Origin of the sequence: Kribbella sp. NPDC006257 (assembly GCF_040613535.1) — a bacterium.
In the GTDB taxonomy this organism is placed as follows: domain Bacteria; phylum Actinomycetota; class Actinomycetes; order Propionibacteriales; family Kribbellaceae; genus Kribbella.
Genome location: NZ_JBEXSJ010000006.1, coordinates 202,856 through 225,736, shown reverse-complemented (window position 1 = coordinate 225,736; position 22,881 = coordinate 202,856). Strand labels below are relative to the sequence as shown.

The 22,881-nt window shown below is 67.7% G+C and carries 22 protein-coding genes; 18 read left to right on the top strand and 4 right to left on the bottom strand.

Going from position 1 to position 22,881, the window contains the following annotated elements; genetic code table 11:
* Window positions 1-59 precede the first annotated feature (59 nt).
* The 5 genes from ABZ004_RS10320 to ABZ004_RS10300 all read left to right on the top strand — a co-directional run bounded on the left by ABZ004_RS10320 (window position 60) and on the right by ABZ004_RS10300 (window position 6,717).
* On the top strand, window positions 60-1,700 hold the full coding sequence (locus tag ABZ004_RS10320; protein WP_355679486.1) for a polysaccharide deacetylase family protein: 1,641 nt from the start codon (window positions 60-62) through the stop codon (window positions 1,698-1,700).
* A 251-nt stretch (window positions 1,701-1,951) separates the two neighbouring features.
* Entirely contained in the window at window positions 1,952-3,340 is a 1,389-nt protein-coding gene (locus ABZ004_RS10315; RefSeq protein WP_355679485.1) for a right-handed parallel beta-helix repeat-containing protein, read from the top strand.
* Between the two features lie 110 nt (window positions 3,341-3,450).
* Window positions 3,451-3,642: a choice-of-anchor Q domain-containing protein gene (locus ABZ004_RS10310; protein WP_355679529.1), complete on the top strand. Its 192-nt coding sequence runs from the start codon at window positions 3,451-3,453 to the stop codon at window positions 3,640-3,642.
* The gene (locus ABZ004_RS10305; RefSeq protein WP_355679484.1) at window positions 3,642-5,939 is read left to right on the top strand and encodes a beta-galactosidase; all 2,298 of its coding nucleotides are present in this window, start codon (window positions 3,642-3,644) and stop codon (window positions 5,937-5,939) included. The genes ABZ004_RS10310 and ABZ004_RS10305 overlap by 1 nt, the downstream gene beginning before the upstream one ends.
* A 28-nt stretch (window positions 5,940-5,967) precedes the next feature.
* Window positions 5,968-6,717 (top strand): class I SAM-dependent methyltransferase, encoded by a 750-nt coding sequence (locus ABZ004_RS10300; protein ID WP_355679483.1) that lies wholly within the window; start codon window positions 5,968-5,970, stop codon window positions 6,715-6,717.
* Here ABZ004_RS10300 and ABZ004_RS10295 read toward each other — a convergent pair.
* Window positions 6,708-7,376 (bottom strand): PhzF family phenazine biosynthesis protein, encoded by a 669-nt coding sequence (locus tag ABZ004_RS10295; RefSeq protein ID WP_355679482.1) that lies wholly within the window; start codon window positions 7,374-7,376, stop codon window positions 6,708-6,710. The genes ABZ004_RS10300 and ABZ004_RS10295 overlap by 10 nt on opposite strands.
* Window positions 7,377-7,535: 159 nt before the next feature.
* Between ABZ004_RS10295 and ABZ004_RS10290 the strand changes: the two genes are divergently transcribed.
* From ABZ004_RS10290 to ABZ004_RS10260, 7 genes are all read left to right on the top strand, one after another.
* The gene (locus ABZ004_RS10290) at window positions 7,536-8,162 is read left to right on the top strand and encodes a peptide deformylase (protein WP_355679481.1); all 627 of its coding nucleotides are present in this window, start codon (window positions 7,536-7,538) and stop codon (window positions 8,160-8,162) included.
* An 18-nt stretch (window positions 8,163-8,180) separates the two neighbouring features.
* Window positions 8,181-8,531, top strand: a complete 351-nt coding sequence (locus tag ABZ004_RS10285; RefSeq protein ID WP_355679480.1) for a hypothetical protein — start codon at window positions 8,181-8,183, stop codon at window positions 8,529-8,531.
* An 85-nt stretch (window positions 8,532-8,616) separates the two neighbouring features.
* Entirely contained in the window at window positions 8,617-9,369 is a 753-nt protein-coding gene (locus ABZ004_RS10280) for a beta-phosphoglucomutase family hydrolase (protein WP_355679528.1), read from the top strand.
* Entirely contained in the window at window positions 9,366-11,744 is a 2,379-nt protein-coding gene (locus ABZ004_RS10275) for a glycoside hydrolase family 65 protein (protein ID WP_355679479.1), read from the top strand. Before ABZ004_RS10280 ends, ABZ004_RS10275 begins: the two co-directional genes overlap by 4 nt.
* Before the next feature lie 39 nt (window positions 11,745-11,783).
* Entirely contained in the window at window positions 11,784-12,953 is a 1,170-nt protein-coding gene (locus ABZ004_RS10270) for an acyltransferase family protein (protein ID WP_355679478.1), read from the top strand.
* Window positions 12,954-13,018: 65 nt separating this feature from the next.
* Window positions 13,019-13,705 (top strand): response regulator transcription factor, encoded by a 687-nt coding sequence (locus ABZ004_RS10265; RefSeq protein WP_355679477.1) that lies wholly within the window; start codon window positions 13,019-13,021, stop codon window positions 13,703-13,705.
* Window positions 13,698-16,253: a DUF4153 domain-containing protein gene (locus ABZ004_RS10260; protein WP_355679476.1), complete on the top strand. Its 2,556-nt coding sequence runs from the start codon at window positions 13,698-13,700 to the stop codon at window positions 16,251-16,253. The genes ABZ004_RS10265 and ABZ004_RS10260 overlap by 8 nt, the downstream gene beginning before the upstream one ends.
* Window positions 16,254-16,299: 46 nt before the next feature.
* On the opposite strand, the gene ABZ004_RS10255 is transcribed toward ABZ004_RS10260, so the two are convergent.
* On the bottom strand, window positions 16,300-17,481 hold the full coding sequence (locus ABZ004_RS10255) for a hypothetical protein (protein ID WP_355679475.1): 1,182 nt from the start codon (window positions 17,479-17,481) through the stop codon (window positions 16,300-16,302).
* A gap of 233 nt (window positions 17,482-17,714) precedes the next feature.
* On the opposite strand from ABZ004_RS10255, the gene ABZ004_RS10250 reads away from it, so the two are divergent.
* Window positions 17,715-17,918, top strand: a complete 204-nt coding sequence (locus ABZ004_RS10250; protein ID WP_355679474.1) for an antitoxin — start codon at window positions 17,715-17,717, stop codon at window positions 17,916-17,918.
* A gap of 52 nt (window positions 17,919-17,970) precedes the next feature.
* Here the strand turns inward: ABZ004_RS10250 and ABZ004_RS10245 are convergent, their stop codons facing one another.
* Window positions 17,971-18,483: a hypothetical protein gene (locus tag ABZ004_RS10245; RefSeq protein ID WP_355679473.1), complete on the bottom strand. Its 513-nt coding sequence runs from the start codon at window positions 18,481-18,483 to the stop codon at window positions 17,971-17,973.
* 156 nt (window positions 18,484-18,639) lie between these two features.
* Between ABZ004_RS10245 and ABZ004_RS10240 the strand changes: the two genes are divergently transcribed.
* The 4 genes from ABZ004_RS10240 (at window position 18,640) to ABZ004_RS10225 (ending at window position 21,205) form a co-directional block, all read left to right on the top strand.
* Window positions 18,640-19,689: a biotin/lipoate A/B protein ligase family protein gene (locus ABZ004_RS10240; protein ID WP_355679472.1), complete on the top strand. Its 1,050-nt coding sequence runs from the start codon at window positions 18,640-18,642 to the stop codon at window positions 19,687-19,689.
* A gap of 58 nt (window positions 19,690-19,747) precedes the next feature.
* Window positions 19,748-20,074 carry a plasmid stabilization protein gene (locus ABZ004_RS10235; protein ID WP_355679471.1) on the top strand — a complete coding sequence of 109 codons (327 nt, stop codon included), beginning with the start codon at window positions 19,748-19,750 and terminating at the stop codon, window positions 20,072-20,074.
* 147 nt (window positions 20,075-20,221) lie between these two features.
* A complete protein-coding gene (locus tag ABZ004_RS10230) occupies window positions 20,222-20,374 on the top strand; it encodes a hypothetical protein (RefSeq protein WP_355679470.1) in 153 nt (50 codons plus the stop codon).
* A 126-nt stretch (window positions 20,375-20,500) separates the two neighbouring features.
* Window positions 20,501-21,205 (top strand): GAF and ANTAR domain-containing protein, encoded by a 705-nt coding sequence (locus ABZ004_RS10225; RefSeq protein ID WP_355679527.1) that lies wholly within the window; start codon window positions 20,501-20,503, stop codon window positions 21,203-21,205.
* Here ABZ004_RS10225 and ABZ004_RS10220 read toward each other — a convergent pair.
* Entirely contained in the window at window positions 21,202-21,912 is a 711-nt protein-coding gene (locus tag ABZ004_RS10220; protein WP_355679469.1) for a hypothetical protein, read from the bottom strand. The two genes, ABZ004_RS10225 and ABZ004_RS10220, sit on opposite strands and share 4 nt — an antisense overlap.
* Before the next feature lie 177 nt (window positions 21,913-22,089).
* Here ABZ004_RS10220 and ABZ004_RS10215 point away from each other — a divergent pair, with 177 nt between their 5' ends.
* Window positions 22,090-22,863 carry a BTAD domain-containing putative transcriptional regulator gene (locus ABZ004_RS10215; RefSeq protein ID WP_355679468.1) on the top strand — a complete coding sequence of 258 codons (774 nt, stop codon included), beginning with the start codon at window positions 22,090-22,092 and terminating at the stop codon, window positions 22,861-22,863.
* Window positions 22,864-22,881 lie beyond the last annotated feature (18 nt).

Sequence of the window (22,881 nt, the reverse complement as noted above, 5' to 3'; positions counted from 1 at the left end):
TTGTTGTGCACGTGCACAGCACGATTCAGCGCCGCCCTTCGAGGAAGAGGTATCGCCCCATGCCCACAAAATTTCCCAGGCAGACGATGGTGATCTTCGCCGTTGGTCTCGCCGTCCTGATGCCGCAGGTGACGGCATCGGCCGACGTCGGTGGCCAGGGCCGACCGGCGACTCTGGTTGGTGACGGGACACCGTCGGATGCCAATATCAAGTATGTCGGGCGGTGGGATACCCGCTCGTCGACCGCCTATGTGCCGGGCTGGGCTGGTGCCTACGCGGTGGTTGGTTTCACCGGTACGACGGTGAAGCTGCGTCAGCGCAACAGTGTCGACCTGTATGCCAGCATCGACGGTGGAAGCTGGGTGACGTATCGGGGTGTCAGTGGCCTGGTGAATCTGACACCGACCCGGCTCGCCGCGGGGACCCACACGTTGCGGGTGTCCTATCGGCAGGCGACCGGTTCGTATCACGGTGACCTGGTGTTCCAGGGCGTGACGCTGGACGCCGGTGCGCGCACGGTGGCGGCGAGTGTGCCGTCGCGAACCGTCGAGTTCGTCGGTGATTCGATCACGGCGGGGGAGAAGGCGTCGAAGATGGCGATCACGGCGTACGGGTGGCTGACCGGGGAGAAACTGGGCGCTGCACACACCCAGATCGCCCGTGCCAGCGTTTGTCTGTACCCGGCCTCCGGCTGCATCGGAATGCGCGACCGTTCTTTCAAGACGACAGTGGATGCCAGCTCGCCGGACTGGGACTACTCCCGCTATCAGGCCAGTGACGTGGTGATCAACCTCGGGACGAACGACAAGTCGCGCAACGTCTCCGGCGCGCAGTTCCAGAGTGCCTACATCACCTTGATGCAGCGGATCCGGGCGAAGTACCCGACCGCCAACATCTACGCGATGGAGACCTTCCACAAGTTCTACGTCAACGAGACGAAAGCCGCCGTCGCCGCCCGCAACGCCGCGGGTGACAACAAGGTTCGCTTCCTCAACACCGAGGGCTGGATCAACCCCTCCACCGACACCGCCGACGGCACCCACCCCAACGACACCGGCCACCAAAAGATCGCCAGCCGCCTCGTCCCCATCCTCGGTACGGCGCCGACGTACACCGCCGCCTGCAGTAAGGGGTATGTCGGGCTGACGTTCGACGACGGCCCGACCAGCAACACGCCGGCCCTGCTCCGAGCCCTCACCCAGAGCGGGCTCCGGGCAACCATGTTCAACGAAGGCCGGTTCGCCGCCGCCGATCCGGCCGGTGTCCGCGCCGAGGTCAGCGCCGGCATGTGGATCGGCAACCACAGCTACTCGCATCCGCATCTGAATCAGTTGACCAAGGCGCAGGTCGAGTCGGAGATCTACCGGACCCAGCAGGCGATCGCCGCTGCTGGTGGCGGTACGCCGAAGCTGTTCCGCCCGCCGTTCGGTACGACGAACGCGACGGTGCGGGCGGCCGCGACGAAGTACGGCCTGCGGGAAATCATCTGGGACATCACCACCGGCGACTGGAGCGGGGTCAGCGTCGACAGGATCGTCGAGGCCAACGCCAGACTCACCAACGGTCAGATCATCCTCATGCACGACGGTCCGCCCAACACGGTCGCGGCGATCCCGCGGATCGCGCAGGTGCTGGCCGGGAAGGGGCTGTGTGCGGGGATGATCTCGCCGCAGACCGGTCGCGCTGTCGCTCCGAGCTGAACAGCACTTGTGGTGAGTGAGGGTCAAGGGCTCGGATCGCCGGCCGGGAGGAAGTTCGCAGAAGACCGGCTGCGGGCGATTGACAGATGCCTGCTTGCGTCGCGAGACTGGCTCAATTGAGTTTGGATTGGGAGCGTGCACAGTCCCGGTTCAACTAATACTTCAGACAATTTCCGCCCCATACTCAGCCCGTGGGAACTCCTGATGTGTGTACGTTCCCAGCGGGCTGCCGCCCCATCGGAGGATGCGGTATGAGAGCTACTCTGTCCGCGATCGGTGTCCGGACCCTCCTGGTCCTGGCTGTCGCGACGAGCCCCTTGACCCTGGTGACCGGCCCGGCTGATGCGAGCAGTAGCACAGCCACCGCAACGACCTACTATCTCGACGCCGTCAACGGCAACGACAGTGCCTCCGGTACGTCGTCGTCGGCCGCGTGGCGCACGTTGGCCAAGGTGAACGCCACCACGTTCGGCCCTGGAGACCACGTTCTGCTGCATGCCGGGCAGCGGTGGACCGGGCAACTGTGGCCCAAGGGCTCGGGAACCGACGGACAGCCGATCGTGATCGACCAGTACGGCACGGGCGCCAAGCCCGAGATCGACGGTGCCGGCCAGGTCGCGGACGCCGTACGGTTGCACAACCAGCAATACTGGGACCTCAAGAATCTGCAGGTGACCAACGCGAGGCCGCTGAACGGGGGAGGGGCCGGCAGCAATCTGCGGGACCTGCGCGGCGTCGGGATCAGCGGCAGCTCCGGCGGTCAACTCAACCACTTCCACCTGGACGGCGTGGATGTCCGCGATGTCACCGGCGAGGTGAACTGGATCGGCGGCGACACGGCCGACAACCGGCCCGGCATCACCTTCAAGACCGGCTGGGACCGATCGAAGAACACCGGCGGCATCGTCTTCCGCGGTCTCGTCGCCAATCCGGCGAGTCCGGGCCGGCCGACCATCCTGCACGACATCCTCGTCGAGCACTCGACGGTGCGGAACACCTCGTTCGGCGGCATCATCGTCAAGCAGTACACGGGTTCCAACTCCGGCGTGGTGCACACCGGCTGGGGTGAGCGGTCCAGCACGACCGACACAGCTTTCGCGCCGCACACTCAGGTCGTGATCCGGAACAACTACATCTACCAGGCCGACTCTACCTACGCCGCCAACGGTGTCTACCTCACGGACACTCGTGGTGGTGTGATCGAAGGCAACGTGGTCCAGCGCGCCGGCACCTCGGGTATCGAGGCCTACTACGCCGACCAGGTCACGATCCAGCGCAACGAGGTGTACGGCACCGAGCCGAAGGCAGGTGGCGCGGACTCGAACGGCATCGACGCGGACAACGCGACGACCAACGTTGTGGTGCAGTACAACTTCGTACACAACAACGGTGACGGCATCCTGCTCTGCCAGTGCGGCCGTAGCTTCGGCTCGGTACGCGTCCGCTACAACGTCATCGCCAGCAACACGCGGTACCAGATCTACCTGCACTCGCTGCGCGGCACGACGGCGTACGTCTACAACAACACCTTCTACAACGACCGCAGCAACTACCTGGTCTATGGCTACGGCACCACCTGCAGGCGTCGTACCACCTGTGGAACAACGCCTTCTACTCCACCCGATCCGGCGCCTCGCTGACCACCAGCTCGACCATCGACTACAACAGCAACCTGTACGGCGGTGCGTCGCTCCCCGTCCCGTCGTCGGACCAGCGGGCGAAGGTCGGCAACCCCCGGTTCGTCGGCACCATCACCGGTCCCTACGGCACTCCCGAGTCCGGCCCGGCCCTGAACGCGGCACTGCCACTGCGGGTCGCCGCGGGTTCACCGGCCATCAACACCGGCATCACCGTCGCCGACAACGGCAACGCCGACTACACCGGAGCGCCTGTCTACAACGGCCTGCCGGACATCGGCGCCTTCGAGTACCGCACCAGTTGATGGCGACAGACGCCCATCGGATCCAGGTGTCCGGGTGGCCGGCTGGTCCACGACGGCCGAAGATGGCCAACGTCGAGGACCGTCGGCCTGGGCTCGGGCTGTCCGACCGTGGGCTGGAGCGCAACGGCGTACCGTTCATCCCGATCTCCGGGGAACTGCACTACAGCCGGCTGCCCAGACATCGGTGGGATGCCCGGCTCCGGTCGGTGGTCGCTGGTGGGGTGACGGTGGTGTCGACGTATGTGCCCTGGCTGCACCACGTTCCGGATCGCGGCAGACCGCGGTTCGACGGCAACCTCGACGTCGGGGCGTTCCTCGATGCCTGCGGCAACCATCGGCTCGACGTGGTACTGCGGATCGGGCCGTGGTGCCACGGGGAACTTCGCAACGGTGGCTTTCCGGACTGGGTCGCCGCGGCGGACGTCGATCATCGCACCGACGATCCGGCGTACCTGAAGCTGGTCGAGGAGTGGTTCGGGCAGCTGGCCGGGCATCTCGGCGGGCGGGCCGGCGACCTGCTGGCGATCCAGCTGGAGAACGAGCTGTATGACCAGCCCGGTCATATACGCACCCTCAAGGCAATGGCCCGCCAGGCCGGACTGGCCGCTCCGCTGTGGACGGCGACGGCCTGGGGTGGAGCGCAGTTGCCGCCGGGGGAGGTGTTCCCGGTGTACGGCGGTTATCCGGACGGATTCTGGGTCGGGTCCGACGAAGGCTGGCATCCGTCGTTCCGGGAGCACTTCTTCTTCAGCCACCAGTGGGACGATCCCGGGATCGGCGCGGATCTGCGGCAGGGTGAGATCTCGGTGGCGGCCGATCCGGCCGGTCCGGGATTCCCGCCGGCCACCTGCGAGCTCGGCGGCGGCATGGCGGCGGCGTACCATCGCCGGCCGGTGCTCGCGCCGCTCGACGTGGCGACGGTGGCGTGGTGCAAGATCGGCAACGGCTCGGCCTGGCAGGGCTACTACATGTTTGCCGGTGGCGCGAATCCGGCCGGTGGCCCGGACGGCTGGCAGGAGTCGCAGGCGACCGGATATCCCAACGATCTGCCGCGACTGAGCTACGACTTCCAGGCGCCGATCGGCGAGGCGGGCGAGCTCAACGGCTCGTACGCCGAGTTGCGGCGCCAGCACGCGTTCCTGACCTCGTTCGGCGCCGGACTCGCGGAGCTGCCGTCCTGGCTGCCCGAGTCGGGACCGGCCGATGTCGGGGACCGGACAACGCCGCGGTGGGCGGTGCGATCGGACGGCGACAAGGGCTATCTCTTCCTCGCCTGGCACCAGCCGTATGAGCAGCTGGATCCGTTGGAGGGCGTCCAGTTCGAGATCTGTGGCACGACGCCTGTCACCGTTCCCTCGGTCCCGGTCACTGTTGTCCCCGGAACGCTGGCTTGCTGGCCGCTGTTCCAGGAGTACGGCGGAGTCGTGATCGAGTGGATCACGGCGACACCGGTCACGCTGCTCGCTGGGGACGAAGCGCCGGTCCTGGTGCTGCTTGCCGATCGTTGCATGCCGGTGGAGCTGCGGCTTCCGGCTGGTGTCGCACTCCAGTGGGAGGCGCGCCCGGCCGACCGCTCGACGACGTACCGGCTGACTCCTTCTGAGATTCCGCTCAGGGTGGTCTCGGCGACCGGGGCGGCGCTCGATCTGCTGGTGTTGCCGGGGGCACTCGGGCCGGATCTCTGGGTGCGCGACTACCCCGAACGAACGCTGCTTCTCTCCGACGGAGAGGTCTCGTGGTACGACGACGGTCCGGTGCAAGTCGTTGCCGCTGGCAAAGATATGGCAGGGGTGCGACGTTATGAGCCGGGCGATCGAGGCTTCGTTCCGTTGGATTCCGCGGCGGTCCACGGTCGGAGAGGGTCGGCTCAGGTGGAACTCATCCGTCCGGCCGCGCAGGTGCCGGCGACGTATGGTGAGCGGGACGGTCGCGCCTCCGGTCCTCGCGATATTGAGCGGCTCGCGGCCCACTATCGGGTGACGCTGCCGGATTGGGTTCGCGGCGACGGCGTCGAGGCGCGGTTGCGCATCACCTGGGCCGGCGACGTCGCCGAACTGGTGGTGGACGGCGTGACGGTAGCCGATCGCTTCTGGGACGGCCGGGTCTGGACGGTCGATGTGCGCGACACGGGTCTCGGAACGACGGACGACGTCGTACTGCGGGTGCTGCCACTCTCGTCGGAGAGCCCGGTCTGGGTATCGCCGGAAGCGCAAGCGGTACGCGCGAAACACCCGGGCCAGTTGATCCAGACACCGACGATCGAGGTGCAGGAGCTGACCACGTATTTCGTTCGCTAGGTGCCGGATGCGCTGACAGACTCGGTGGATGGACGAGTTGGTGCGGAGTAACCAGGCGGCCTGGGAGCAGGCGGCAACGAAGTACGTTGACGAGTACGACGTAATGCTGGAGCAGGCGCGCGGTGGGTGGGAACTGTTCCCGCAAGAGCTGGAACTATTGGGTCCGGTGCTTTCGGGTGGTCCGAGTGTTGTGCACTTCCAGAGTGGGCACGGATTGGACGACATTGCGCTCGTGCGGGCGGGGGCCCGGAGCGTGCTGGGGATCGACTACAGCATGGTGACCGCGGGTGCGGCGCAGCGCCGGGCGACGGAGGTCGGCGTACCGTGCCACTACGTTGCCGCTGAGGTTCCCGGCGTACCGGTTCGGGATGAGTGTGCGGATCTTGTGTACACGGGCAAGGGCGCGGTGATCTGGATGCGCGATCTCGACGCGTGGGCACGGGATGCTGCGCGGGTACTACGGCCCGGCGGCAGCCTGTTCGTGTACGAGGCGCATCCGGCGGTGCCGCTGTGGACATGGGACGAGGACGAGCCGCGGATCCGCCCGGACCGCAGCTACTTCGCCGAATCGCACATCAACGACAGCTTCCCCGGCAACGGCGCCCGCGAATGGCAGTGGACGCTCGGCCAGCTCGTCACCGCGATCACCCGCGCCGGCCTGCGACTCGACGTACTGGAGGAGTACGCCGAGCCGTTCTGGCGACCGGATGACGGATACGCGGCTGCCGCGTGGTCCGGTCGGCTGCCGAATGCCTACGCCCTACTGGCTCACAAGTAGTCGGGGACGACGGGGCCGCCTACCTCGGCGTACGACGGGGGGCCGGGTTGGGCCAGGACCAGGGAGCCGTTGCCGTGGTGGATGGTGAGCCGGCGGCCGAGGGCGGCGGCCAGGCGCATGGAGGCGGAGCCGCACGCCTCGTCCTCGGCGATGCCGAACCGTCGGGCGAAGACGCGGACCCGGACGATGCCGGCCTGTTCGTCTTCCCAGGCCCAGAGCTGGGTCGCGTCCTGTTCCGGGGTGAGCGGGCCGGTCAGCTGATCGACGGCCTCGGCGGAGTCGAGCCGTTCGTGCCACCAAGGCGGTACGGAGGCGAGAGGGCCGCGGACCCAGACGTCCTCGCCGTCCTGCCAGGTCTTCACCTCGCCGCCGGGAACACGCAGTACGTCGGGAGCCTTGCCCAGTTCACGATTGACCACCCAGGCGGCGCCGACGGCGGGGTGCCCGGCGAACGGCAGCTCGGTCGCGGGGGTGTAGATCTTGAACTCGGCGCGCTCGAGATTGTCGAAGAAGATCGTCTCCGAATAGCCGAGCTCTGCTGCCAACTGCTGCCGCTCAACCGGATCGGGAAGCTTGGCGCCGTCCAGTACCACGCCAAGCTTGTTCCCGAAGTTGCCCGCCTGATCAGCGAAGACTCGCACCACCTGCACGTCAGTCATGCAGCCAGTTAACCAGCGCGCCCCGACTATCGTTTGGGGAGCTACAGAGTGGATGTGATGCCGGTGCGGGTTAGTAGGCGGAGGTGGTTGGCGGGTGTGGCTGCGGTTCCGTTGGTTGGGACGGGGACTGCGGGTCGGCGGACGGTGAGAGGTGGGTTTGTGGTCGGGGATCGGATCAGGGAGCTTGTCGAGAAGTATCAGGACGGGACTGCGCCGATCGTGTCGTTGGGGGAGGCCGTGCTGCGGCAGCCTGCCGAGCGGTTTGATGGGCAGGTGGACGACTCGGTGTTGGTGGCGTTTGTGGAGTTGCTGAGGCGGACGAACAAGGCTGCGCCTGGTGTTGGGTTGGCGGCGCCGCAGGTCGGGGTGTCGGTGCAGATCGCGGTGCTGGAGGATCCGGCGCCGGTGTCGGACGAGGTGGCGGAGGCTCGGCAGCGGTATCCGCTGGAGTTCTTCGCTGCGATCAATCCGGAGTACAGGCCGCACGGAGCTCAGCGGAGGGGGTTCTACGAGGGCTGCCTGAGCATGCCTGGCTGGGCAGGCGTCGTCAATCGCTACCTGAACCTGCACACCACCTACACCGACGTTGCCGGCAACACGCAGCGCAGGACGTTCAGCGGTTGGCAGGCGCGGATCTTCCAGCACGAGACCGACCACCTGCGCGGCACCATCTACGTCGACAAGGCCGAGCCGCGTTCCTTCACCACCATCGAAACCCTGCAGACCCGCTGGAACGACCCCGTTCCCACCACCGCCGCCAGAGTCCTAGGCTTCCACCTCGACTGATGTAGTGGGGTGAGACCGGTGACGCGACTGGTGGTGACCTCGGGGATGGCGGCGGTGTACCTGGGCCTCGCGGTGGGACTTGGAATAGCGCGGATCTGGCCTGCGATGGCGCTGCTGGCTGTGTTCGCCGCGGGGTGGTGCACCCGCGTAGTGGTTCTGCTGCGGATGCGGCGAGCAGGAGTCTGGCGCGACGGCCAACCGCAGCTGGCCACCAAATACATGGCTCCCGTCTTCGTCGTTCAGCTCGCTGGCTGGTGCATGGCGGCGGTGTATTTCGTGGTGATCGGGTTCTGGCTCGGTCTGGTTGTGGCCGTGGCTCTGGCCGGTATGAGTTTCGGGGTTGCGCGGTTGTTGGCGGCTCGGCGCTGAGGGTTTCGGGTTACCTGTCGGCGACGCTTCCCGGGGGGTTTCGGGGGGCTGGGTTACGGTGAAAAGCGTGAACAGTGGACGAGTGATGCTGGGTCTGCCGGCGCAGGTTCGTGCGTGTCTCTTCGATCTCGACGGGGTGCTGACCGATACGGCCGCGGTGCATGCGGCGGCGTGGAAAGAGATGTTCGACGACTTTCTGCGGGCCGAGGCCGAGCGGGCCGGCACCGAGTTCGTGCCGTTCGACGCGCACGCGGAGTACGACGAGTACGTCGACGGGAAGCCGCGGACCGACGGGGTCCGCGACTTCCTCCAGTCGCGCGGGATCGAGCTGCCCGAAGGGGCACCGGACGACGAGCCGGGCGCGCGGACGATCAACGGTCTCGGCAACAAGAAGAACGAGGCCGTACTCCGGCGCATCCACACCGACGGCGTCAAGGTGTTCGAGGGCTCCAGGCGCTATCTCGAGGCAGCCAAGCAGGCGGGGCTCCGGCGGGTCGTGGTCTCGTCGAGCGCGAACACCCGCGAGGTGCTGGAGGTGACCGGCCTGGCGCCCTTGGTGGAACACCGTGTCGACGGCGTCACCATCCAGGAGGAGCACCTGCGCGGCAAACCGGCCCCGGACACGTTCCTCGCCGCAGCGAAGTGGTGCGGCGTCGAACCGTCCGAGGCGGTGGTCTTCGAGGACGCCCTGGCCGGCGTACAGGCTGGTCGCGCGGGCAGGTTCGGGTACGTCGTCGGTGTCGACCGGGTCGGCCAAGCCGACGAGCTGACGAAGCACGGCGCCGACGTGGTGGTCACCGATCTGGCCGAGCTGATCGGGCAGGGGGAGGCCCGGTGATCGACCGTGGAACGCGCCCGATCGAACCCTGGCAGCTGCGCGAGACCGAGCTGCCGCTCGACGAACTGGCCCAGTCGGAGTCTCTGTTCGCGCTCTCCAACGGCCATATCGGCCTGCGCGGCAACCTCGACGAGGGCGAGCCGTACGGCATCCCCGGCACCTACCTGAACTCCTTCTACGAGCGGCGTCCACTGCCGTACGCCGAAGCCGGCTACGGCTATCCCGAGTCCGGCCAGACGCTCGTCGACGTGACCAACGGCAAGCTGATCCGCCTGCTGGTGGACGATTCGCCCCTCGACGTCCGGTACGGCGAACTGCATGCGCACGAGCGCCGGCTGGATTTCCAGGGCGGGATCCTGCACCGCGAACTCGACTGGACCGCCCCTGGTGGTAAGCGGGTCAAAGTCCGGTCGAAGCGCCTGGTTTCACTAACCCAGCGCGCGGTCGCCGCCATCGAGTACGTCGTAGAGGCGGTCGACGAACCGATCCGGTTGGTCGTGCAGTCCGAGCTCGTAGCGAACGAAACCCAGCCCAAGCTCTCCGAGGACCCGCGCGTCTCCGCAGTACTGGAGAACCCGCTGCAGGCCGTCTCGCAGGACGCCGATTCCGAGGAAGTCATCCTTGCGCACCGGACCCGGGCGAGCGGGTTGCTGATGGCCGCGGGAATGGCGCACGAGGTCGAGTGTTCGACCCGGGTCGAGCAGGACGTCGACGTACGGGAGGACTGGGGGCGGAACACGATCATCTGTGAGCTGCAGCCGGGGGAGACCCTGCGGGTGGTGAAGTTCATCGCCTACGGCTGGTCGAGTCTGCGGTCGGACACAGCGGTCACCGACCAGGTCTCGGCGGCGCTCGCGGCGGCGAAGTTCTCCGGCTGGGAAGGGCTGGTCGAGCAGCAGCGGACCTACCTGGACGACTTCTGGGACGCGGCCGACGTGAAGGTCGAGGGGAATCCTGAACTTCAGCAGGCTGTCCGGTTCGCCTTGTTCCATGTCCTGCAGTCGGGTGCGCGGGCCGAGCGGCGCGGCATTCCGTCGAAGGGGCTGACCGGTGCGGGGTACGACGGTCACACGTTCTGGGACACCGAGGGATTCGTGCTGCCGGCCCTGACCCTGACCGTGCCCGATGCGGCCGCCGACGCGCTGCGCTGGCGGCATACGACGTTGCAGCTGGCAAAGGATCGGGCGGCCGAACTCGGTCTGAAGGGTGCGGCCTTTCCCTGGCGGACGATCCGCGGTCAGGAGTGCTCGGGGTACTGGCCGGCCGGTACCGCCGCGTTCCATCTGGATGCCGACATCGCCGCGGCGATCGATCGCTATCACAACGCCACCGGTGACGATGCCTTCATCAAGGAATGCGGTCTGGAGCTTCTGGTCGAGACCGCCCGGCTCTGGATCTCGCTGGGCAACCACGACCGGCGCGGGAAGTGGCACCTCGCCGGAGTGACCGGGCCCGACGAGTACAGCGCCGTTGCCGACGACAACGTCTTCACCAACCTGATGGCCGCCCGGAACCTGCGGACCGCGGCGAAGATGGCCGCCCGGTTCACCGACGACGCCCGCCGGCTCGGGGTGACCTTGGAGGAGGAGGCGACCTGGCGCGATGCCGCCGCCGCGGTCTACGTCCCGTACGACGAGGAGCTCGGCGTCCACCCGCAGGCGGAGGGCTTCACCGGGTATGCGGAGTGGGACTTCGAGGCCTCGCGCGGCAAGTATCCGCTGCTGCTGCACGCGCCGTACTTCGAGTTGTATCGCAAGCAGGTCGTCAAGCAGGCAGACCTGATGCTGGCGATGTACTGGTGTGGTGACGAGTTCACCTCCGAGCAGAAGGCGCGCAACGTCGACTACTACGAGCGGATCACGGTGCGCGATTCGTCCCTGTCGGCGTGCGTGCAGGCCGTCACCGCCGCGGAGGTCGGGCACCTGGACCTCGCCTACGACTACGCCTACGAGGCCGCGCTGATCGACCTGCTCGACCTGCACGACAACACGGCCGACGGTCTGCACATGGCGTCCTTGGCCGGTGCCTGGACGGCCTTGGTTGCCGGCTTCGGCGGCATGCGGGAGCGCGAGTCGGGGCTCTGCTTCGATCCTGCGCTGCCGCGGGGGCTGACCGGACTGACGTTCACCGTCCGCTGGCGGGGCGTCCGGCTGCGGGTCGAGATCGGCACCGACGAGGTGACGTACGACGTACACGACGGTCCTGATGCGACCGTCACCGTCTTCCACGCGGGGGAGAAGCTGCTGGTCAAGGCTCGTGAGCCGATCACTCGCAAGCTGCGCACCCGCAAGCCGATGCTGCCGCCTCCGACGCAGCCGGCCGGTCGCGAACCGCTCGCCGCCTTCGCCCGGACGACGGCCGTCCAGCACGAGTAGCCCATTGAGCTGACCCGGTCCAGGCCCGATCCTTACCGCATGGCTGATGAGGGACGGGTCTGGTTTCTGGACTGGCTGCGGGTGATCGCCGTCGGCGGCGTGTTCTTGTTCCACACCCTGCGCCCGTTCGACGATGGCGACTGGCACATCAAGAACGCCCAGACGAGCGAGGGCATCTCGGTGGCGATCGCGTTCCTCGGATTGTGGGGCTTGGCCTTCTTCTTCCTGATCTCCGGGGCCGGTGCCTGGCTGGCCTTGCGCTGGCGGACCGCGAGGGGCTTCGTGCGGGAGCGGTTGCTCAGGTTGCTCGTGCCGCTGGTCGTCGCGTACGTCTTGTTGTCGCCGCCGCAGTACTTCCTCGAGGAACATCACAAAGGTCGCTCCCAGGACTCGTTCATGGGTGACGTGCTGACGTTCTTCAGTGATCTGCGTGGTGATCCGCCGCTGTGGCTGCGTGACACCTACCACCTGTGGTTCCTCGTCTATCTCCTGCAGTTCGCGTTCCTCGGCCTGCCGGTGTTCCTTTGGCTCCGCGGTCCACGAGGCCGGCGCCTGGTGGACTGGATCGCGGAGCGTTGCGTACGACGCGGGCGTATCCTCCTGCTCGCGGTGCCACTGGTGCCGGTGCATCTGGTGTTCCAGGCCGCGCCCGGTCCCGACCACGGCTGGGGCGAATTCGTGTTCTTCTTCGACTTCTTCGTGGTGGGGTTCCTGATCCTGTCCGACCAGCGGCTGATCGCGACCGTACGGCGAAACGCCGTCCCCGGGCTGGCCCTGGGACTGGGGGCGTTCCTGCTCGGGCTGGCCACCGGGATCATGGATTTCCTCGACAAGTGGTGGGAGAACCCGGGCTACTCGTGGCCCTACCTGTGGTACTTCATGTTGATCACCTTCGCCGTCTGGGGCTGGCTGGTCGGCGTACTGGGGTTCGGGATGCGCGCGCCCGCGTTCCAGCGACCCTTGCCCGCGCCGGTCGCCCGGGCGGCGATGCCGTTCTTCCTGATCCACCAGCCGGTGATCCTGCTCATCGCGTACTACGTCGTCCGCTGGGACGCGGGGATAGCAGCGAAGTACGCCGTACTGATGCCGACCGCCCTGCTGCTCTCGGCGTTGCTCGCCTGGCTGCTGTCCAGCCTGCCGGGGGTATCGACCGCCCTCGGGGTCAAACGGCAGGCGGTCTCCGGTCGGGCCGTGGCCGAGGAACGCTGAGACCTGCACAGAACCTTCACGAGTCGTCCGCTGTTCCTGGCTGTTGGGGCTTCTAGTGTCAGGGCATGGGTGTCGAGCGGAAGGTCCTCGTCGTCGAGGACGAGCCGGTGATCAATCAGGCGGTCACTGATCGGCTACGGGGTTCGGGGTACGACGTAGTCCAGGCGTGGGACGGCCCGGGAGCGGTGAAGGTGTTCGCCGAGGCCGTGCCCGACCTGGTGGTGCTGGACGTGATGCTGCCCGGGTTCGACGGTCACGAGGTGTGCCGGCGGATCCAGGCCGACCGGCCCGTTCCGGTGCTGATGCTGACCGCGCGGGACGACGAGGCGGACATCCTGGTCGGGCTCGGCGTCGGTGCCGACGACTACCTCACCAAGCCGTTCCGGATGCGCGAGTTGGTGGCCCGGGTCGGTGCGCTGCTGCGGCGGGTCGATCGAGCGGCCGAGCTGGCCGAGCGGACCAACAGCGATCTGGGCGACCTGCGGATCGATCCGGCAGCCCGCCGCGTCTGGGTCAGCGGCAGCGAGGTGCACCTGACGCCCACCGAATTCGACCTCCTGCTCTGTCTCGCGGCCAGCCCCGGCGTCGTGCTCAGCAGAGAACATCTGTACGCCGAGGTCTGGGGCTGGCCGGGTGCTTCCGGGACCCGCACGGTGGACAGCCATGTGAAGGCGTTGCGCGCCAAGATCGGCACCGGCCGGGTGCGCACTGTGCACGGTGTCGGCTACGCGCTCGAGACGCCTCATGAGTAGGCCACTGCTGGACCAGGTTCGCTCGGTCAAGGTGAAGCTCGGCCTGCTCGTCGCGGTGAGCGTCACCGTGGCGTCGATCCTCGCTGCGGTTGGCGCCACGGGCAGTGTGCCGGTCTGGATGAGCATCCCGGTCACCGTTGCCCTCGCCCTCGGCGTCACCCAACTGCTTGCCGTCGGAATGACGTCGCCGTTGCGCGAGATGACCGCAGCCGCCCGCGTGATGGCCCGCGGCGGGTACTCCGGCCGCGTCACCGCCACCTCGAGCGACGAGGTCGGTGAGCTGGCCCGCGCCTTCAACCGGATGGCCGAGGACCTGGCCGCCGTCGATCGCCAGCGCCGTGAACTGGTGGCGAACGTGAGCCACGAGCTCCGGACTCCACTGGCGGCCCTGTGCGCAGTACTCGAGAACCTCGTCGACGGCGTAGCCGAGCCGGACCCGGTGACGCTGCGAACCGCCCTCGACCAGGCCGAGCGCCTCTCGGCTCTCGCCTCCGACCTGCTCGACCTCGCCCGGGTCGACGCCGGCGAGGCACGACTCTCCACTACCCAGGTACCGATCGCGGACCTGCTGGAGCGCGCGGTCGCCGAGGCCGAGGTGATCGGCCGCGAGGTCCAGTACGACGTACGCGTCACGCCCCCGACTCTCACCGTCGCCGCCGACCCGGCCCGGCTTCACCAGTTGGTCGCCAACCTGCTCGACAACGCGTCCCGGCACAGCCCCGCCCACGGGGTCGTCCGGATCACCGCCGCCGCGACCGCGACCGGTTGGCGACTCGAGGTCGCCGACGAGGGGCCGGGGATCCCGGCCGCCGATCGGGACCGGGTCTTCGAGCGGTTCGGGACGCTCGGTGAGGCCGAAGGCGGCGGCGGGACCGGTCTCGGTCTCGCGATCGCCCGCTGGGTCACCGATCTGCACGGCGGCACCATCCACTTCGTCGAGCCCGAGCCGCGCAGTACCGGTCCTGCCGGTGCGCTGGTCCGGGTCGACCTTCCGTTCGAGCCCGTCCCCAAAAAAGCTGAGGAGCCCTCAATGACGAAGCCGGAAAGCCCAGCCCCACCCAAGGCGCCGGTCGTGGCACCTGTTGCGGCCAAGGTGCCCGAGTCGGGAATGGACCAGGTCTTCGGCAACTTCTGGCCCGACGCCAAGGTCCCCGCCAACCTGCGCGCGGTGCTCTACTGCCTGGCGGTCGGACTGCTGGCCGCGATCGTCTTCCCGTTCCGCGACATGGGGATCGGAACGGCCGTCGTGCTGATCGCGGCGGGCGGCGTGATCATGCGCTTCAGCGTGAACATCCGGTCCCGCTTCACCCAAGCCTGTGCCGTCCTCTGTGTACTCCTGGCGGCAGTCACCGCCGTCCGGGACGCCGAGTGGATTGCGATCCTGTGCGTGCTGGCGGGGATCGCGGTCTGCATGGCCGCACTGGTGAACGGCCGCACGGTGCCCGCCTTCGTGCTGGCCGGCATCTCCTGGCCGCTCGCCGCGCTGCGTGGCCTTCCCTGGCTCGGGCGTTCGCTGCAGGCCGTCACGGGCCTGAAGTCCAGTGCGGCAGCGGTGCGCACGATCGTGTTGTCGGCGCTGGGAGTCCTGGTCTTCGGCCTGCTGTTCGCCTCCGCCGACGCGGTCTTCGCCAAGTGGGCAGGCGCGATCGTCCCGGATCTCAACCTCGACACCTTCGTACTCCGGGCGTTCATCACCGTCGCGTTCGGGGGAGTCGTGCTGGCGGCGACCTACCTCGCGCTGAACCCGCCGAATGCCGAGCCGGCCGCCGGTACGACGCGGCCGGTGGCGCGCCGGTACGAATGGCTGGCGCCCGTACTGCTCGTCGACGCCGTCTTCCTGGTCTTCCTTGCTGCACAGGCAACTGCGATCTTCGGCGGCCACGCGTATCTCCAGAAGATCACCGGGCTGACTTACGCGGAGTACGTCCATCAGGGCTTCGGCCAGCTCACGGTAGCCACGGCACTGACACTCCTAGTGGTCTGGGCGGCTGCCCGCAAAGCTCCTCGTAGTACGGGCTCGGACGTGGCCTGGTTGCGCGGATCACTTGGCCTGCTGTGCGTGCTGACTCTGGTAGTGGTTGCTTCCGCTCTCTACCGGATGCACGTTTACCAGGAGGCCTACGGTTTCACCCAGCTGCGTCTGCTGGTCGACGTCTTCGAGGGCTGGCTGGGACTGCTGGTGGTCGGCGTCATCCTGACGGGCCTGACCTTGCGGGCGACCTGGTTGCCCCGCGCCGCGCTACTCAGCGGCGCCGGTCTCCTCTTGGGGCTGGCGGCAATCAACCCGGACGCCTGGATCGCCCAGCACAACGTCGACCGGTACACCAAGACCGGCAAGGTGGATTGGCAGTTCCTGCAGGATCTTTCCGACGACGCCGTACCGGTCCTCAACACCCTGCCCGCGGACGTGGCCGGCTGCGCACTCCAGGGTTACGACGTCAGCGACGACGACTGGCTCGAATGGAACTTCGGCCGGCAGCGCGCGCAGTCCATCCTGAAGACGGTGCCGAAGGATCGCGCCGCGATCTGCCCGGGTCGCACCAGCTGAAGTTGCCGAGGGCCCCGACCTTTGTGATCGGGGCCCTCGGCAACTGTTAGCGGTGGTTGAGCTTCTTGTATTCCTGGATCGTCATCTCGTGGAGTTCGTGGGTGGCGGTCTTGGACTGGATGCTGCTGCCGGCGCCGCCGACATCGCCGCCGCCGAAGCGGATGTTGGCCCAGTTGTTCTGCGCGGTGAGGGTCGTCCTGGTGTTGTCGCCGTTGATGCTGGTGTTGGCGATGTCCGCGGTGTCACCGTCACAGTTCCAGTCGATGCCGGCGTTGGCCGCGCCCGACGTACGGGTCGTGCCGTTGGGGCATTTCCAGGACGTCTTCCAGGTCGAGGCCTGGCTGGTGTTCAGGCCGACCGACTCGTTCAGGCTCCGCTCGTTCAGCGCCGGCGGCGCGAAGTTGGAGTAGCTGAACCAGTTGGCGCCGCTGGTCCGCGGTACGCCGTTGAACTGGAACGAGTAGTTCATCACGCTCAGGTAGTTCGGCTTGTAGTTGACGCTGTCGGTGCCACCGTGGGTGAGGCCGAGGTCGTGACCGAGCTCGTGGATGAAGGTGCCCACGTTCATGTTCTCGGTGGTGGTCCAGCCGCACTTCGGGCCCATCGTCACGATGAAGGTGTCGTTCGGGATCGCGAAGGCGTTGCCACTGCTGCAGCTGTTGTCATAGTCGTCGGCCCAGAGCATGTAGTGGAAGACGGCCTTGCGGGCCGAGGCGAAGTTGGCGTTCTTGATCGCATCGGTCTGCGACTCGGCGGGCTGCAGGTTGCTGTCGTACGGCACCTGGTTACCGCCGCCGAGGTTGTACGCCGTACCGGCCGCCGCCCCGCCGTCGAGGTGGATCTTGATGCCGGTGCTGCCGTCGGGGTTGCTGACCGGCGCGGTGGCGAAGGTCTGGACGATCCGGTCGAACGCGGCCGTGCCGGCGAGGCGTCCGCTCATGTAGTCCATCTCGACGAACAGGTCCTTCTTGTTCGGTGATGCGCCCATTCCGGGCAGGTTGACGTCGACGACGCCGTCACCGTTGGCGTCGTACCCTCCCGTCTCCCACGCATCCGGCAGCGAGTCACCGTCCGTGTCGGTGGCGGCGGCCAGGCGGGGAGCTTGTTGCTGCTGGCTGGGAGTTGGTTGCTGGTGGTCGGGGGCCAGCGAGGCGACGGCGCTGCCGGCCGCGGCGGCGGTCAGCGCGAGCGAGGACAACGTGGCAAGCACGACAGGGCGGAATCTCATGGATCTCCTCAGTCGGGGCGGACTGCAATTCCCACAGGGTGGGGTCGATTGGCCAGTGGATGCAATGGCCACCCGAAGATGTGAGGGGTTTCCTGCAAGCTGAACATCCGGCCAACACGGGGCCGAAGTCTTGTGGCCTGCTGGTGGGTCGGCTAGGAACAGGCTTAGATGACATCGGCAACAACCGGCACTCTGCGGAGGCGTGCCGGGCCCGACTCCGAAAGGTTCTCCCGATGAACATGTTCGACAACATCAAGGACAAGGCCGAGGGTCTGGTCGACTCCCAAGGCGACAAGATCGGCGAGGGGCTCGACAAGGTCGGCGACCTGGTCGACGAGAAGACCGGCGGCAAGTACGGGGACCAGATCGACCAGGGCGTCGACAAGGCCAAGGACGGCCTCGACAGCCTCGACGGCCAGGACGACGACATCCAGTAGTACTGCGTTTTGTGAGCGGCCGCAGGGTTTCCTCCCTGCGGCCGTTCTGTCGTTATCGGGACAGCAGCGCGATCCGTTCCTGAAGCCGCTGGGGGAAAACGAACAGCTGGAAGACCATGATCGGCACGAGGGGGGCCAGGACGAGGAGACTCCAAGGCGAGGACGTGAAGGCAATGCCGATCTCGGAGATCACCAGCAGCACCAAGACGGCGGCCATCCAGGGCCGCAGGCGGAGCTGCCGCCTCAGGTCTCCCTGAGCCAGTTCGAGCGCAGCGCTCCGTACCTCAGGGTCCGTCGGAACCGGTCCGCTACGCGACGCCCGGATCGCGGCCGACCGGTCGGTCTGTTGGACGTCGCCAAGCACCCGCTGCTGCGTCCGCCAGCTGAGCTTCACGGTAGTGCTGGTGGCCAAGCCAAGAACCGCCCCGCCGACCGCCGCGAGCTCGAGCGCCGGCAGCAGCTCATCGCCGCTGATCAGATTCACCACGAAGAACACGGCACACCACGCAGCACCGAGGATCAGGAACAGAGCCCACACCGGCAAGGACAGGAAGCGATCGCGCACGCGCCGAGTATGGACTGGGCGAGGTCCAGCGCCTAGTCGGTTGCTGGTTTGTCAGAAGGCGGATGGCTTCGGTGATGTGATGGCTGCGTGGTGGCAGGGGTAACGGGCGTGATGGGCGGGGGAAGATTTGGGGTGAGGTGGTGGTTGGGTGGGGGTGTGCATGGTGAATACAAGGTGCCTGGTGGGAAGTTGGTTGTTGCTGATCTCGAGGTGGTCGGCGAGGTGGTGCGGCGGGCTCGGATCAGTGGGGACTTCTTTCTCGAGCCGGACGATGCGCTGGAGCGGATCAACGGGGCGCTGAGCGGCGTACCGGTGGGGGCTTCGGTGGCGCAGATCGCGGCGCGGGTGCGGGGTGTGCTCGGTGACGGGGTCGAGATGCTCGGGTTCTCGCCCGAGGCGGTGGCGGTCGCCGTACGGCGTGCTGTGACCGGGGCGACGGGGTGGGCGGACCATGCGTGGGAGTACGTGCATGACGTGCCGCGCGAGCCGGCATTGCAGATGGCGCTCGACGAGGTGCTGGCCGAGCAGGTCGGGTCGGGGGAGCGGGCGCCGACGCTGCGGATCTGGGAGTGGGCCTCGAACGCGGTCATCGTCGGCAGCTTCCAGTCGCTCGCCAACGAGGTGGATCTGGCCGGCGCCGCGAAGCACGACGTGACGGTCGTACGCCGGATCAGCGGCGGCGGCGCGATGTTCGTGGAACCGGGCAACACGATCACCTACTCGCTCTACGTCCCGGAGTCGCTGGTCTCCGGGCTGTCGTACGTCGACTCGTACGCGTTCCTCGACGACTGGGTGGTCGGTGCGCTGAACGAGCTCGGCATCGCCGCGACGTACCAGCCGATCAACGACATCACCTCGCCCGCGGGCAAGATCGCCGGTGCCGCGCAGAAGCGGTTCGCGGGCGGCGCGGTGCTGCATCACGTGACGATGGCGTACGACATGGACGCCACGAAGATGCTCGAGGTGCTCCGGATCGGCCGCGAGAAGATGTCGGACAAGGGGACCAAGAGCGCCAACAAGCGCGTCGACCCGCTCCGCAGCCAGACCGGTCTCGAACGCGCGGACGTGATCGACCGGCTGGTCGGCACCTTCGGCGCCCGCTACGGCCTCGCCGACGGCACGATCGATGCCGGGACCGTCGCCGAGGCGGAGCGCCGGGTCGCGACGAAGTTCGGCACCGAGGACTGGCTGACCAGAGTTCCCTAGCTGGATTGTTGCCTCGGCGACGGGGTACCGGGCGGGCAAGTTCGGAAGGAGAGAGAGCATGCCTGCTGGTTCGAACAAGAAGCGGGAGCGGCAGTACGAGCACATCAAGGCCGGGCTGAAGGAGCGCGGCCGCAGCGAGGACGTCGCCGAGGAGATCGCCGCCCGGACGGTCAACAAGGAGCGCGCCCGCGCGGGCGAGGCGAAGGAGTCGAGTCGCAGTTCGACGCACGACATCTCCTCCGGCCGGCGCGGCGGGCTGCGATCGCACAGCGGTTCGCAGGGGCGGACCAAGGAGCAGCTCTACAACGAGGCCCGGCAGAAGAACATCAAGGGCCGCTCGTCGATGAACAAGGCAGAACTGGCCAGAGCGGTCGGCCGCGGCTGATCACCGGCCCTTCCCGTACGCCGGCTGATGCTGATCGCCGGGTTTCCGTACGGCGTACGGGCAGGTTCTTAACGTGGGGTTGATGGGTGTGGGTGAAACGTTTGCGGCTGGGCCCCGATAGGAGGTGTGGGGAGAGGAGCTCTGACAGTGCTGGGGACTGATGTCGCACGACGTCTGATCGCGCTGCTCCGGATCGTGGAGTGCACGGCAGGTGACCACGTTGACGTGGCCACCGACGACGCCCTGCTCGACGCCTGGTTCGGCTGCCGGGCGCCGGCGATCGGACCCGACATCTCCTGAGTCAGCGCTGACGGCGAACAGTAACGCCGAAGTTATGCATCGGGTACTGCCGAAGCGGCTCCGACGGTGCATCATATGGGCGTGGATCGCACCAATGAGGCGGGCGCTGCGGGTACCGAGGTGTACCTGGAGGCGGACGCGTTCAACCCCGCGGAGTTGTCGGCAGCTGACGTGTTCGCGCAGCTGGCGACGGAGCTGCACGACTCCGACGGCGTCGAGCAGACGGTGGATGCCGTCGTGGAGTTCGCCCTGCGCGCGCTGAGCTGCAACTACGCCGGGGTGGTCTTCCTGGCGCGCGGTGGCCGGCCGGAGATCGCCGCCGTCACCGATCCGGCGGTCGCCACCGTCTACGGGCACCAGATCGACGGCGGCGACGGACCGCTGATGGAGTCGCTCCGCGACGGCGTCATAGTGCATGTCCGTGACGCGAAGCTCGACACCCGGTGGCCGCGCTGGTCCGAGCTGGTCAGCGGACTGGGCATTCACTCCGTGCTGCACCTGCCGCTGGTGGTCGGCGACCGGACCGGCGGCGTACTGAGTGTGTACAGCACGACACCCGCTGCGTTCACCGAGGACGACGAGGCGGTCGCGCACATCCTGGCCAGGCACGCGGCAGTGGCCTTGTCGACGGCCCGGGAAGAGGAGAGCCTGGCCCAGGCGGTCGATGCCCGCAAGCTGATCGGGCAGGCGATGGGCATCCTGATGGAGCGCTTCGATCTGGACGAGGACCGGGCGTTCGAAGTACTGAAGCGGTATTCGCAGGACGGCAACATCAAGCTCCGCGAGGTGGCGCAGCAACTCGTCGACACCCGGAAGCTGCCGCGCCGCTAGCCCGGGCTGCGGGTGTTGTCCTGCTCCGGGGCGTTGCCCCAGCGGCCACCGCCTTCGCCGCGCATCGCCATCGACAGTTCCATCACGATGGCGCGGGTGGCGCTGCTGCCGCCGAAGTAGCCGCGGCTGTACGGCTCGATCAGGGCGCCCGCTTCCCAGTACGGCACCGACTGGGCCTGGTACCGCACGATCCGGACCGCCGGCTCGTCGCCGGCTTTCACCCGGGCGGCACATTGCGTGCAGGCCGGCACCCTGCGGGTTCCGCCACGAGCCGGGGTCCATTGGATGTCCAGGGCCGACGGGCCGTGCTGCGGATTGAAGAAGCAGGGCGACCGGCGTTCCGGCACCGGGAGTCCCGCGTCGCGCGCCCGGACGCAGGCGACGGCGTACCGGCCCTCGGCGAGGGTGTCGACGACGGTGCTGATCGCGTCGGCAGCGTGCAGGTGGGCGACCTTGCGGCCCGCCGACTCGTAGGCATCGAGGGCGCGCTGGTAGTCATGCCTGGTGTCGACGTCGAGCTCCCGGCCGGCGATCACCACATCGAGCCGGCTGAGCTCCTCGCCGAACTGGGTGACGTCCTCGTCGGCGACCTTCCGGATCTCGGCCAGCTCGGCAGCATCCAGTCTGCGGGCCGCCCGCCGGTCCCACAGATACCGCCCGGCCAGCGCCGCACCGCCCCCACCCACCAGGAACACGAGCCACTCCATCCACCGATGGTAAACGCGCTTCCAACCCCCAGCACGCGCTCCGCGCGCCACCCCCATCCTCAAACATTTGCTTGAGGGCTCGGGGTGCGGCGGCCTTCTTGATGCACGGGGCTTGAGGGGGCGCGGCGCGCTTCTTGATGCAGGGGGATTGCAAGGGGGTGGGTGGACGGTGCCGGCATGGTGACAAGGGGTTTGGTCGAGTGTCGGGTGCTGGGGCCGTTGCGGGTGGATCGCGGTGGGGTCGAAGTTCCGGTGGCGGGGCAGGTGGCGGGCAGGGTGCTGGCTGCGTTGTCGACCGCGGCCGGGGTACCGATGGCGGACGGTGTGCTGGCCGAGGTGGTGTGGGGCGACGAGTTGCCGGGGCAGGTGGCGCATTCGTTGCGCGTCGCGGTGAGTCGGCTGCGGGGGAAGTTGGGGACGGATTGCGTACTGCGTACTTCGGGCGGGTATGCGATCTCGATTCCGGCCGAGCGGGTGGACCATCATCGGTTCGCCGAATCGGTCGGTCGTGGGCTGCGCTGTCAGCGAGACGGGGACGCGGCGGGCGCAGTACGGGCTTTTGAAGGGGCGTTGGGGTTGTGGCGCGGGCGGCCTTGGCCGGAGCTGGGGGAGTCGTCGGAGGTGGTGACGCTGGCGCGGATGCGGTTGGAGGAGTTGAGGTTGGTCGCCGTTGAGGAGTTGCAGGCCGCGCGGTTGGTGATTGGGGACTTTGGTACGGCGATTGCTGCGTTGCGTGGTGCGGTCGCGGAGACGCCGTACCGCGAACGCCGGTGGGAACTGCTGGCGACCGGTCTCTGCCTGATCGGCCAGCCCGCTCGTGCTCGAAGCGAGCTCCTCCGGATTCGTCACCTTTTGGCCGAAGACCTCGGCATAGACCCCGGTCCAGCTCTCCGCTCCCTGGAACACCGCATCCAAACCACCCGCCCCCAACCCACCTGGCGCTGGCGCTAGTCGCGGTTATGCTCGGCG